This is a genomic window from Pedobacter sp. BG31 (assembly GCF_042464845.1).
Lineage (GTDB): Bacteria > Bacteroidota > Bacteroidia > Sphingobacteriales > Sphingobacteriaceae > Pedobacter > Pedobacter suwonensis.
This window is the reverse complement of record NZ_JBHNZK010000013.1, coordinates 98,814-112,052: the sequence shown is the minus strand read 5'-3', so window position 1 is coordinate 112,052 and position 13,239 is coordinate 98,814. Positions and strand designations below refer to the sequence as shown.

The following is a 13,239-nucleotide window of genomic DNA, read 5'->3' as shown; positions in this document are numbered from 1 at the left end:
AACAGTTTTGGTTACAATCGATAATACAATATATCATATAAAAACAGCACCCATTGGCAACATTGCCAATGGGTGCTGTTTTATTATCTGGGATTTAGAATTGCCAATTTCGGATGCAGGTCAAGTCAACCAGTCAACAGTAATTTTAGCTTTCTTATATTCTCGACTATCAAATAGGTATTTCTGCTATTGATTTTTTGATGCTACTGCAAAAGTTAAGCTCAGAAAATGTATCTGCGCCAGATTAATGAAAGCAACAATTTGAGCAGTTCAAAATCTTTAACTTTAAAAATCTAGGCATGTAATACTTAATCCATGCCAAAAACCTGGTTTTGCTTGTTTAACCCTGTCCTTCCTGAACCTGTCCATTTTCATGTGCATTTTCAAGAATCTCTTTCACATCTGATTTACGTTTTTTAGTAACCGTGTGCTTAAAATGGGGTACTTCATGCTGCACAATATCTTCTTCAATAGCTTCTACGCCAAAAACTTTCTCTTTTAGTAAATTATATTTGTCTTGGAAACCATAGCGAAGGTTTTTAGCGCCACCAGCAATTTTTCCCCGGGTGCCCGCACCGCTATCAGGGGCAAATAAAATACTGATTACTGCCCCAGCTGCCAAACCAGCTACTAAGGCCAGGGCTATTTTTGCACTGTTATCTGATTCGTGCTTCAAATATTTTCCGATTAACTTTCTGTATTTCATAAGGTAATGTTTTTCTAAGGAACAATTTGCATGTTATAATGTTTGAGTTTTTTTGATTTGGAATTCGGTTACCACTACGCCTTTTTTATCCAGGATGAGATCAAAGAATTGATACAGATGTTCAGATAAGCTGTTGCCATTGGAATGTAAAGCTTGCCTGGAGAAAACATTGGGATCACTATTTAAACAAGAAAATAGGCGTTTTACAGTTCATTTCAAATTCTCTGAAGTGGCTTCAAAGCAGGCATATTTTAAGCTTCTGTCGCCATAATATGTAAGATACCTTTTAGTTACTCTGCAAACATTTTGGATAGCATTTGTGAAATATAACATTGCCGGAGATTACAGCGTTATAGAAATTGCAGTACCTGTTTTTAAAAAAAGACCAGACTTTTACATATGTTTAAAGTTAAAGCACAATATTTGGCATACTAAAACGAATTGAAATGGTAAAAGCAACAATAAATAAAGAACATTACGCCTGTTCGGTTACAAATGGTTCGCATGACATTATCGTAGACGAACCGATAGAACTGGGTGGTACCCACAAAGGTTTTGCCCCTAAGGGGTTATTAATGGCTTCTTTGGCCTCCTGTGTAGCCATCACCTTAAGGATGTATGCTGATAGAAAAAAATGGCCAATTGACAAAATTGAAGTGGAAGTTAATGTGGATACCGAAAACGGCGAAACGATCTTCCTGGAAGAAATTACCTGTACGGGTGTGCTTACCGAAGAACAGAAATTGAGGCTGGAAGAAATTGCATCAAAATGCCCGGTGAGTAAAATCCTTGCTGCTGGTCATGAAATCAGATCAAGCGTACTTTAGTTATACTGATGGTGCAAAACTCCTTCATGCAATCATAAAAAGCTTTAATTATCTTTGTAATCCCCAGTATTTGCTGCGTTAAAAATAATTTTATGCCGACTGAAATAAAATGCCCCAATTGTGCCCATGTTTTTCCGATGGAAGAAGCTATGGCTGAAGATTATAAGAAAGAGTTACGAGAGAAGGCGGCCGCTTATGCCAGACAGAAAGATGAAGAATATCAGCGTAAACTGCAGGTTTTTGAATCAGAGAAACAGCAGCAGTTAAAAGCTTTTGAAGCTAAACTTGCGGAGGAGAAAACCAGGCTCAAAGATAATCTGGAGGAAAACCTGCGTAAAAGTATTTCAGCCGATTTTGAAAACAAACTGCAGATCCTGGAAGGTAATGCAAAAGAGACTGCCGAAAAACTAAAGCTTGCACGCGAAAAAGAACTCGACTTTTTACGCCGGGAGGAAAGCCTGAAGGTGAAAGAAGAAGAAATGGAACTTGCTTTTCAACGTAAAATGCAGGAACAGCGGAATGAGCTTGTAGAACAAATCCGTAAGCAGGAGGCAGAAAAAAATAGCATTAAAGATACCGAACATCAACTGCGTTTAAAAGAACTGGAAAAGCAGCTAGACGATCAGAAAAAGTTGGCCGAAGAGATGAAACGCAAAGCCGAGCAGGGGAGCATGCAATTGCAGGGCGAGGTGCAGGAGTTGATCTTGGAAGAACTGCTGCGTACCAATTATCCTTTCGATCTGATTGAAGAAGTAGGCAAGGGAGTGCGAGGTGCAGATTGTGTGCAGGTGGTGCGTAATCAATTCGGACAGGAATGCGGCAGAATAATTTACGAGAGCAAGCGTACCAAAGATTTTGGTGGCGACTGGATTGAAAAATTAAAAAAAGACATGCGCAGCATGGGCATTGATGTAGCGGTAATTGTGAGTCAGTGTTACCCAAAAGGCATGAGTTGTTTCGGGCAGCGTGATGGGGTTTGGATCTGTTCTTTCGAAGAAGTAAATGCCGTGGCCTATGTCTTGCGTGAGGGTATTTTGCGTTTGGCAGGTGCGGTAAAATCGCAGGAAAACCGTGGTGAAAAAATGCACATGTTATACGATTATTTAATGGGTGCAGAGTTTTCGGAGCAGTGGAAGGCCATTAGAGAAGGTTTTATGAGTATGAAACTATCCATACAGCGCGAGCGCGATGCGATGGAACGTTTATGGAAAGCACGTGAAAAACAACTGGAGAAAGTATTGCTGAATGCGACCCATATCCGTGGCTCAATAGAAGGAATTGCAGGTAGTGATAGTGTGCAGTTGAGCTTAACTGATGATGATGATACCTTGCTTTTGGAATAACGCACGGTATCGTCATCCTGAACTTGTTTCAAGATCTATTTGACTTGGCCGGGTTGCCCCTCGGCAGGTGTAAATTGCAAACTGAAATCAAAACCTGCGGTTACTAATGTGATAAAATAATAATAAATAAACGACAACATGAATAAGAAAACTAACCAATCTTTTACCGGCTCTAAAATTCTTACTTTAATATGCGCTTTGCTATTTTTTGGGAATGCTTTCGGGAACGTTCCCGGAACAACCTTACAATCGCCTGATGGAAACCTGGTGGCCGGTTTTGCGTTAACTGAAGGAGGGGTGCCTACCTATAGCTTAAAGTACAAAGGAAAAGATGTAATTAAAACGAGTAAGTTAGGTTTGGAACTTAAAGAGGGTAAATCTTTAATGAACGGTTTCTCCATTACCGATACCAAGACCAGCACATTCAACGAAACCTGGAAGCCGGTTTGGGGCGAAGTAAAAGAAATTGTAAATCACTACAATGAACTTGCAGTAACCTTAACCCAGAAAGAAACAAACCGTTACATTGTCGTCCGCCTGCGTTTGTTTAATGATGGTTTGGGTTTTAGATATGAATTCCCAGAACAGAAAAACCTCGATTATTTTGTAATCAAAGAGGAGAAAACGCAGTTTGCCCTGGCTGGCGATCATAAGGCTTTTTGGCTTCCCGGAGATTATGATACACAGGAGTACAGCACGGTAACTTCAAATTTATCGGAAGTTCGTGAAAAAATGAAAGCTGCTGTAACACCAAATGCCTCCCAAACTACTTTTTCGCCAACGGGCTTACAAACGCCTTTGATGATGAAAAGCAAAGATGGCTTATACATCAATATACATGAAGCAGCACTCATTAACTATTCTTTAATGTCGTTAAATCTGGATGACAAAAACATGGTTTTAGAATCCTGGTTAACACCAGATGCAGTTGGCGACAAGGGTTATATGCAGGCACCCTGTTTATCGCCATGGCGTACCATTATTGTTAGTGATAAAGCTGGTGATATCTTAACATCAAAGCTTACGTACAACCTTAACGAGCCTACAAAATTCAAAGATGTATCGTGGATAAAACCAATCAAATACGTTGGTGTTTGGTGGGAAATGATTACAGGGAAAAGTACCTGGGCATATAACGATTTAACGAGCGTGCAATTGGGCGTAACCGATTATTCGAAAACAAAACCCAATGGAAAACATGCCGCTAACACTGCGCATGTGAAAGAATATATTGATTTTGCTGCTAAAAATGGTTTAGATGCTGTTTTAGTTGAGGGATGGAACGAAGGTTGGGAAGATTGGTTTGGTAAAACAAAAGACTATGTATTTGATTTTGTTACCCCTTACCCTGATTTTGATGTAAAAGAACTGCATCGTTATGCGGCAAGTAAAGGTGTAAAAATGATTATGCATCATGAAACTTCGTCGTCGGTCCGTAATTATGAGCGTCATCTGGATACGGCTTATAAATTTATGAAAGCCAATGGTTACGATGCCGTTAAAAGTGGTTATGTAGGTAACATCATCCCAAGGGGAGAGCATCATTACGGTCAGTGGTTAAACAATCATTACCTCTATGCCATTCAAAAAGCAGCCGAATATAAAATTATGGTAAATGCGCATGAGGCGGTTCGTCCGACAGGTTTGGCACGTACCTATCCGAATTTAATCGGAAACGAATCGGCCAGGGGGACAGAATACGAAGCATTTGGAGGCAATAATGCCGATCATACCACTATTTTACCTTTTACCCGTTTAATTGGTGGCCCGATGGATTACACCCCTGGTATTTTTGAAACCAGGGTAAGTGCGTATAATCCGGCAAATACCTCTTTTGTACACAGTACATTGGCGCGCCAACTGGCACTTTATGTAACCATGTATAGCCCTCTGCAAATGGCTGCCGATTTACCAGAAACTTATAACAAGTATATGGATGCTTTCCAGTTTATTAAAGATGTAGCGGTAGATTGGGACGATACCAGAGTGTTAGAAGCAGAACCTGGCGATTATATCACTTTTGCACGTAAGGCAAAAGGTAAAAATAATTGGTTTGTGGGTCGTACCAATGATGAGGAAGCCCGTACTTCCAAAATCGACTTCAGCTTTTTAGATCCGGGTAAAAAATATACTGCAACCATTTATGCTGATGCAAAGGATGCTCATTATGAAACTAATCCCAAGGCTTATACCATCCGCAAAATAGAAGTAACCAACAAAACTAAACTGACACAGCATTGTGCCCCGGGTGGTGGATATGCGATTAGCATTATTGCAAAGTAGTCTGCCGATTTTTTCGTTTTCAGTTATAACGTGGTGTCAGTTGTTACCAACTGACACTTTGTTTTATTAGTTGTAGCGTCTCGCTACGACTTTTTATTGCTGTTTTTCGCCACGGATAGACACAGATGAACACGGATCTGAATACTTATCTGTGTTGATCCTTTTTATCTGTGGTTAGATATTAGCGCTTTGAGTTGTTACCAACTTACACCTAAACATTCGAATACGAAACAGCAGAAAAGTAATTTATTTTAGGTGGTGTCAGTTGTTACCAACTGACACTTTGTTTTATTAGTTGTAGCGTCTCGCTACGACTTTTTATTGCTGGTTTTTACCACGGATTGACAAAGATGAACACGGATCTGAACGCTTATCTGTGTTGATCCTTTTTTCTGTGGTTAGATATTAGTGCTGTCAGTTTTTACCAACTTACACTAGATCACAGGTTAGTCAGATGGGAACATGGGACTTTTCTAGTTGTAGCGTCTCGCTACGACTTTTTGTTGCTGTTTTAGCCACGGATAGACACAGATGAACACGGATCTGAACGCTTATCTGTGTTGATCCTTTTTTCTGTGGTTAGATATTAGTGCTGTCAGTTTTTACCAACTTACACCTAAACACCTTTTCTGGCCGTAGCGTCTCGCTGCGACTTTTTGTTGCTGTTTTTAGCCACTGATAGACACAGATTAACACGGATCTGAACGCTTATCTGTGTTTATCCTTTTTATCTGTGGTTAAATATTAGTGCTGCCAATTGGTAAACAACTGACAGCTAAACATTCGAATACGAAACAGCAGAAAAATAGTTATTTTATAATATCTTAGCTATACCTTAAAACCAAGCAATTAACAGGACATTACCATGGCTAAAATGAAAAACCATATTGAACTTCAATTTTTAAGCGAACCGTCTGACGTTAACTATGGGGGTAAGGTACATGGCGGGATGATGATGAAGTGGATTGATCAGGCTGCTTTTGCCTGTGCCCTGCAGTGGAGCCAAACCTATTGTGTAACAGTTTACGTGGGTGGAATCCGGTTTTTTCATCCTGTTCACATCGGTCATTTAGTGAAGATGGAAGCACGCATTATTTACACCGGTAAAACCAGTATGCATATTGCTGTCGATGCTTTTTCCAAACCGGTAGCACAAACCGATTTTGTTAAAAATACGCACTGCATTATTGTTTTTGTTGCAGTAGATGACAATGGGCAGCCGAAGCCAATTCCGGCTTTTAAACCTAAAACCGAAAAAGAAATAGCCATGCATGGTTATGCCCTAAAATTAATGGAACTACGGAAAAGCATTGACAAGGAAATGGAGCCGTATATTGTGTAGGGGTGAGTGTTGAGCGGTTGGCGTTTATCATTAACCACAGAGAAAACAGAGGAAAGGCACCGAGTACACGGAGTGAATTTTGCGGTCATGTCAACATCTGATTCTCTGTGAACCTCTGTGAAAAACTCATTGTCCTCTGTGGTAAAGAACATTGTACATATTGCGGTTTAGATAAGATCATCGGATGATGTGGTAACTAACTTTGCGCCCTTCGCCTTTAGAATTTTTATTTTAGGTCTGACCACAGAGAAAACAGAGGAAAGGCACCGAGTACACGGAGTGAGTTTTGCGGTCATGTCAACATCTGATTTTTTGTGAACCTCTGTGAAAAACTCATTGTCCTCTGTGGTAAAGAACATTGTACATGTTGCGGTTAAGAAATATTTGCGGTTAAGAAATAAAGGTTATTCCGCAACAGGCAAACTAAAACAAAACGTACTGCCCTCGCCAATGGCACTTACTACCCATATTTTACCGTTTTCGGCTTCAATAAAATCTTTCGAAATAGCAAGGCCCAGTCCGGAGCCCGATTTATTCTGGCCATCAGTTGGCACCTGGAAATACCTGTCGAATAATCGTTGTTGGTATTTCTCATCAATGCCTTTTCCAAAATCGCGCACAGCGAATTCGATGAAATTGCCTTTTTGTAAAACATCGATAATTACTTTAGATTTTTCTGAACTGTAGCGCAAGGCATTAGATAAAAAGTTGACCATTACCCAGGCCGTTTTCTGGATGTCGGCATTTACATTTGGTAAGTTTTCGCCGCAGTTAAGCACCAATTGAATCGATTTCTGCTCTGCCTGGAATTTAACTGCATCAACGGCATAATTCACAATTTCTTCAGGTTTGGTCAGGGCAAAATTGAGTTTTAAATTGCCGGTTTCTACCTGCGAAAGATCCAGCAGTTCACTGGTGATTTTTAGGAGTCTGTCGCTATCTTCTTTAATGTGGTGAAGCAACTCGTGCTGCTCTTCATTCATCATTCCCACCCGCTCATCATTAAGCAGTTTTAAGCTCATTTTGATTGATGAAAGCGGCGTTTTTAATTCATGCGAAACAGTAGCTATAAAATTTGTTTTGGCTTCATCAAGCTCTTTGAACTGTGTAATGTTTTTTAAGGTGTAAACGCTGCCAGCCGATTTAGATGAGGCAATCAAGGTACTATCATCTTGCTCTTCATAATTTGGGATAATGATTTCACGGTTTTCCAGCAGAAAATAGGATTCTTTATCGTCAGCATAAATTTTCAAGGTATTATCATTGGTTTCAGGTTTAATAATCCGTTTAAGCAACTCATTTTTTTGCATCAGTTCGGCTACATTCTGACCGATAACCTTATCTTCATCCAAACTCATCAGCTTTGCAGCCAAATGGTTTAGAAAGAGTACTTCGCCTTTCTCATTTAAACCAATAATGGCATCCTGCATTTGTGCAATAATGGCTTCGATACGCGATTTTTCAGATTTGATTTTGGATAAATTACTGTTTTCCCATTCATTTAATTTAAGTACCATTTTGTTAAAGGAATTGGCAAGTTCTGTAAACTCATCCCCGTTTTCGAAATGCAAACGCTGTTTATAATTTTTACGACTGATCTGTTTAATCGCAGCGCTAAATTCGGCGAGCGGATTGGCCACAAAGCCAGGGAAGTTAACAATGAAGGTAAAAAGGATGATAAAGCTCAGCGTTGCGGCGATCATGATATAAAGATTTGCGCGCGATGAAGTTTCGTTCGCCAGTTCATTTTTATCATAAATGGCTTTCATGTTAACCTGTTCTATATTTTGAAGTGCAACACGCAGATTTTTAATATTACTTTCTTTAATGGTTGCTGATTTTGAGTCTTTTAGCGCATTAAAGGCTGCTTTTAATTTCCTGAAAGCTGCTTTTTCTCCGGGTTCGGTAATGTTCAAACCCTCATTTTTTAAGTTTTCAGCAAATATATTCAGCTGCGTAGGGCTTAGGGGAAAAGCATGTTGGTCGATTACATTGCGCATGGCGGCAACGTATTTCAAAGATTTGTAATTGTCTTTAAGTATTACCTTTGATTTATCGGAAAGCTCATTTAAAAAAAAGAACGCAATTAATCCGAACGACAAAACGATGATAAAGAGAAAGCCGAATCCGAGGCGGAGTTTGGTTTTTATTTTCATGGTGATTAAGTTAACCGCAAAGAGCGAAAAGTTTTTTGCAAAGGTTACAAAGCATTCCTCTCTTTTCGTGGTAAAAGTAGCTTATAATTAAATCTGTTTACTAATGAACTAAATTAAATAACAAAGTTTAGATCATCTGCAGCCGTTTAGCTCATAGCCAATAGTAATGCCAGTAGGATGGTCTTTTGTTTAAGTTATTGTTTTATAGTTGCTTATGTTGTTTTTTAATTTTAATGAACAGAAGAAACCTTTTCATTTTGGAAGGGTTTTTGTCAATATGAACTACTGCTGCTGAAAGTTTATATCGCTGTTTTGTAGAGCTAAACCTGATCGCAGATAAAACATAATGCAGTGAAAAGCAGATGCAAACATTGTTTTCCAAAGCGGAAAACATCGAATTATTTTTTCAAAAGACACAGAAGTATATAAATGCGTGTTGTTTTCAGGAAAGCAGGTTTGGAAGCGTTTAGGTTATTGTAGTCCCACTGTCCGCTTTACTTCGTGACCGCTTCCATTGGGTTTAGGTGGCGGCAGCCGATACTAAAATTTATGGTTGCAGGGTGCAAATGGTATATATTTAGGGTTGTTTTAGGAGTTTACAGCATTGTCCTGTGTGCCTAAACCTGATCGCAGCGGACACGTAGTGTAACGGAGTAAAGCGAAGAGCGGAACAAACTTTGATATGGAATATTGGTTTTGCTTTCCAAAAGCCAGAAAATCTTTAAATGTCGGTCCTTTTAAGGAAAGCAGTTTTCGAAGCACTTAGGTTACTCTAGTCCCGCTTTCGCTTATAGTCCTCGCTGCGCTCCAGGCTATTCCGCTCATCCGATGGTTATCGGATCGTGTTTAGGTGGCACATACGATAAGGAGATTTTGAGTTTGCCAAAGTATAATCTACTATGCCTTTAAAATCTACATGGGTTTATCAGCACTGTTTTTTGTGCCTAAACCTGATCGCCGCGAACACGGAGTGCAACGGAGTAAAGCGAAGAGCAGTAACAAACTTTGATATGTAATACAGGTTTTGCTTTCCAAAAGCCAGAAAATCTTTAAATGTGGGTCCTTTTAAGGAAAGCAGTTTTCGAAGCACTTAGGTTACTCTAGTCCCGCTTTCGCTTATAGTCCTCGCTGCGCCCAGGCTATTACGATCATCCGATGGTTATCGGATCGTGTTGGGTGGCAGGGCCAATAAGAAGATTTGGGGTTGCGAAACGTATATAATCTACTATGCCTTTAAAATCTACATGGGTTTACCAGCACTGTTTTTTGTGCCTAAACCTGATCGCAGCGAACACCGAGTGCAATGGAGTAAAGCGAAGAGCAGGGACAAAAGTTACTATGAAACACAGGTTTTGCTTTCCAAATTGGGAAAAAAATGAGATTATTTTTTCGAAAGCACTAGAACTTAATAAATTTCTCGATCTGCTCATTGGTAAATTTTACCGTATCAGGCTGATGGAGATTGCCTGCTTCATCTAATTCGGTTTTAATATTCGGAATATGCAACCTTAAGGGTAAAATGTTGAGGTGAATGTAATGACAAACGCCCGTAAAATGATCTACACCACGGATATTGCCGTATTTACCGGAAGAAATGCCAACCAGAGCTGCTTTTTTGTCGTAAAAACTATCCGGGAAATTACAGGCATCGATTAATACTTTTAGTACGCCCGGATAGCTTCCATTATACTCCGGCATAATGAACAAAAACTTTCCGGTGCTGTTGATCATGTTCTGGATTTCCTGGAAAGCTTCCGATCGTTTGCCATACATATCCGTGTTCAAAACATCTGCAGGCAGGTGTTCCAGACTGAACAGATTGGCATCGACTCCTTTTTCTTTTAATTGCTTTTGGTAATATTTAGCAACTTTTAGCGTATTGCTATTAGGCCTGTTGGTTGCAGCTATAATCGTGATCATGGATAATTGTTAATAAGATGTGTAAAACCCAAATACGCTTCTTGCTAAAATTGCCATATAGTTTGTATCTTAGCTGATTGTGAAAAAGGCCGTAAACAACGCAAAAATAGAACTTTTTTGCCAATTTAAACGCATAAATAACACAGCCCAAATAAACGTTAAGTAAATTTCTGATACATAGATGAGCAAAATTATTGCATTAGCAAATCAAAAAGGTGGTGTTGGTAAAACAACTTCATCTATAAACCTGGCTGCTAGTTTAGCCGTACTGGAATACAAAACTTTACTGGTAGATGCTGATCCTCAGGCCAATTCAACTTCAGGTATCGGTTTTGATCCACGGAATATCAAAGATAGTGTTTATGAGTGTATCATTAACGATATTGATCCGCTCCAGGCCATCCAGAAAACGGATACCCCAAATTTAGATTTATTGCCGGCACACATCGACCTGGTAGGTGCAGAAATCGAGATGATCAACCTCAACAACCGTGAGTATAAAATGAAAGCGGTTTTGGAGAAAGTTAAAGATCAGTATGATTTTATCATCATCGATTGTTCGCCATCTTTAGGTTTAATTACCATTAATGCGTTAACTGCTGCCGATTCGGTTATTATTCCGGTGCAGTGCGAGTATTTTGCGCTGGAAGGTTTGGGCAAATTGTTAAATACCATCAAAATTGTTCAGAACCGCTTAAACCCTGACCTGGAAATAGAAGGTATTTTATTAACCATGTATGATGTTCGTTTGCGCTTATCAAACCAGGTGGTAGAAGAGGTGAAAACGCATTTTAACGAATTGGTTTTCGATACCATCATTCAACGTAATACCCGTTTAAGTGAAGCACCAAGTTATGGTGTTTCGGTGATCATGCACGATGCGAATTGCAAAGGTGCCATCAACTATCTGAACCTGGCCCGTGAGATTGTAAAGAAAAACGGCCTTTTAAAGGAAGAAGAAAACATTGGAACAGCAACTTTATAAATTATAGATGACATCTTTTCAGCGAAAAACAGGTTTAGGAAGAGGGTTAAGTGCGCTTTTAGATGATAGCGAATCTACTCATCCGCCTAAACAACAGGTAAATGCGGTGAGCGAAACCGAGCAGATTGGCAATATCAGTCACGTAAGTTTAACTGAAGTTGAAACCAATCCGTACCAGCCCCGTACCGAATTTGATCAGGTAGCTTTAAATGAACTTGCCGATTCGATAAAGGTGCAGGGTTTGATACAGCCCATTACGGTTAGAAAACTGTCGGCTAATAAATACCAGCTCATTTCAGGCGAACGCAGGTTCAGGGCTTCGAAGCTGGCTGGTTTAACGCAAGTGCCTGCCTACATCCGCAGTGCCAACGACCAACAGATGTTGGAAATGGCCCTGATCGAAAATATTCAGCGCGAAAATTTAAATGCCATTGAAGTTGCACTAAGTTTTCAGAGGATGATTGATGAAGTGGGTTTAAAACAAGAGCAATTAGGCGAACGGGTGGGTAAAAACCGTACCACGGTCACCAATTACCTGCGGTTGTTAAAACTTCCGCCTGCAATTCAGGCTTCCATCCGCGATCAGCGAATTAGCATGGGACATGCAAGAGCATTGATTAATGTTGACGGGGTAGACAAACAATTGTTCATCCACCAGGAAATTTTAGAAAAAGGCTTATCCGTACGTAAAGTGGAAGAACTCGTGCGTAATTTGCAGCATATCCCTTTAAAAGCCAGCGAAAAGCCAAAAGAAAAAGCGGTTTCCTTTCAATATCAGAAATTACAGGATGATCTGGCATCTAAATTCGCTACCCGTGTAAAGTTAAAGGTAAGTCAGAACGGTAAGGGCGCAATAGAAATTCCGTTTATGAGCGATGAAGACTTAAACCGGATTCTGGAATTATTAGACTGGTAATGCAAAAGACTAAGCTTTTTATACTGGTTGCTACATTTGCATTTTTTCTGGTGAACTTTGCCACTGCGCAGGTTAAGGATACTTTGCTAAAACCTGCTGATACCTCAAAGATCAAATTATCCAAATCTTTAGATACCGTGGCTAAGAAACCAATAACCAGAAAGGATTCGATGAAAGCCAGGTATGTTAACCCAGGTAAAGTTGCCGGTAGGAAAGCTGTTTTCAGATCGATGATTATACCCGGATGGGGGCAATTGTATAATATTCAATTGCTTAATGATGGTTATGGTACCAGGGCCGGAAAAAGCCAGTTTTTTCAGAAGCTTTACACAGGTGGTAAAATCGCTGCTATTTACGGCGGTGCCACCGCACTTACTTTATCGCTAATGGACAGCCGGAAAAATTATAAACGTTTTTTGGCAGAGGCACAATACCGTGAGGATCATCCTGGCAAAAAATTAGATTTGACACAATACAGCAATCAAGGTATTCTGGATGGGAAAAGTTTATACAAGCGGAATTCGCAGATTGTGTACTTTTCTTACGGCTTGCTGTATGCCGCTAATATTATTGATGCCTATGTTGCAGCCCGCCTGCATTTCTTTAATATTGATGACAACCTTTCTTTCAGGGTAATGCCAGCTGTAATGGGTGCCGATTCTATGTATGGTTTCAATTTGACGCCGGCGCTAAAGTTATCTCTGACGTTCTAATGCCGTAAGCGATCATGGATAGCAATAAAAGGACAAATATTAGGATCG

The 13,239-nt window shown here is 39.8% G+C and carries 10 protein-coding genes; 7 read left to right on the top strand and 3 right to left on the bottom strand.

The genetic code is table 11. The features are described 5' to 3' along the window. Positions 1–340: 340 nt before the first annotated feature. A complete protein-coding gene (locus tag ACFE6N_RS15850) occupies positions 341–706 on the bottom strand; it encodes a YtxH domain-containing protein (RefSeq protein ID WP_145860090.1) in 366 nt (121 codons plus the stop codon). A gap of 446 nt (positions 707–1,152) precedes the next feature. Here ACFE6N_RS15850 and ACFE6N_RS15845 point away from each other — a divergent pair, with 446 nt between their 5' ends. The 4 genes from ACFE6N_RS15845 (at position 1,153) to ACFE6N_RS15830 (ending at position 6,501) form a co-directional block, all read left to right on the top strand. Then, positions 1,153–1,533: an OsmC family protein gene (locus tag ACFE6N_RS15845; RefSeq protein ID WP_378938009.1), complete on the top strand. Its 381-nt coding sequence runs from the start codon at positions 1,153–1,155 to the stop codon at positions 1,531–1,533. A gap of 92 nt (positions 1,534–1,625) precedes the next feature. After that, complete coding sequence (locus tag ACFE6N_RS15840; RefSeq protein WP_378938007.1) at positions 1,626–2,876, top strand: DUF2130 domain-containing protein; 1,251 nt, start codon at positions 1,626–1,628, stop codon at positions 2,874–2,876. Positions 2,877–3,014: 138 nt separating this feature from the next. Next, positions 3,015–5,159, top strand: coding sequence for a glycoside hydrolase family 97 protein (locus tag ACFE6N_RS15835; RefSeq protein WP_378938005.1), 2,145 nt, complete (start codon positions 3,015–3,017; stop codon positions 5,157–5,159). A gap of 865 nt (positions 5,160–6,024) precedes the next feature. Beyond that, positions 6,025–6,501 (top strand): acyl-CoA thioesterase, encoded by a 477-nt coding sequence (locus ACFE6N_RS15830; protein WP_378938003.1) that lies wholly within the window; start codon positions 6,025–6,027, stop codon positions 6,499–6,501. A gap of 404 nt (positions 6,502–6,905) precedes the next feature. On the opposite strand, the gene ACFE6N_RS15825 is transcribed toward ACFE6N_RS15830, so the two are convergent. Further along, a complete protein-coding gene (locus ACFE6N_RS15825; protein ID WP_378938001.1) occupies positions 6,906–8,657 on the bottom strand; it encodes an ATP-binding protein in 1,752 nt (583 codons plus the stop codon). A 1,398-nt stretch (positions 8,658–10,055) separates the two neighbouring features. Continuing rightward, on the bottom strand, positions 10,056–10,577 hold the full coding sequence (locus ACFE6N_RS15820; RefSeq protein WP_145860099.1) for an NADPH-dependent FMN reductase: 522 nt from the start codon (positions 10,575–10,577) through the stop codon (positions 10,056–10,058). Positions 10,578–10,758: 181 nt separating this feature from the next. Here ACFE6N_RS15820 and ACFE6N_RS15815 point away from each other — a divergent pair, with 181 nt between their 5' ends. The 3 genes from ACFE6N_RS15815 to ACFE6N_RS15805 are packed head-to-tail and all read left to right on the top strand — an operon-like array spanning position 10,759 to position 13,191. Further along, positions 10,759–11,562 carry a ParA family protein gene (locus ACFE6N_RS15815; protein ID WP_090984756.1) on the top strand — a complete coding sequence of 268 codons (804 nt, stop codon included), beginning with the start codon at positions 10,759–10,761 and terminating at the stop codon, positions 11,560–11,562. Positions 11,563–11,569: 7 nt separating this feature from the next. Beyond that, the gene (locus ACFE6N_RS15810; protein WP_090984754.1) at positions 11,570–12,478 is read left to right on the top strand and encodes a ParB/RepB/Spo0J family partition protein; all 909 of its coding nucleotides are present in this window, start codon (positions 11,570–11,572) and stop codon (positions 12,476–12,478) included. Beyond that, on the top strand, positions 12,478–13,191 hold the full coding sequence (locus tag ACFE6N_RS15805; RefSeq protein WP_378938000.1) for a DUF5683 domain-containing protein: 714 nt from the start codon (positions 12,478–12,480) through the stop codon (positions 13,189–13,191). The genes ACFE6N_RS15810 and ACFE6N_RS15805 overlap by 1 nt, the downstream gene beginning before the upstream one ends. Positions 13,192–13,239: the final 48 nt, after the last annotated feature.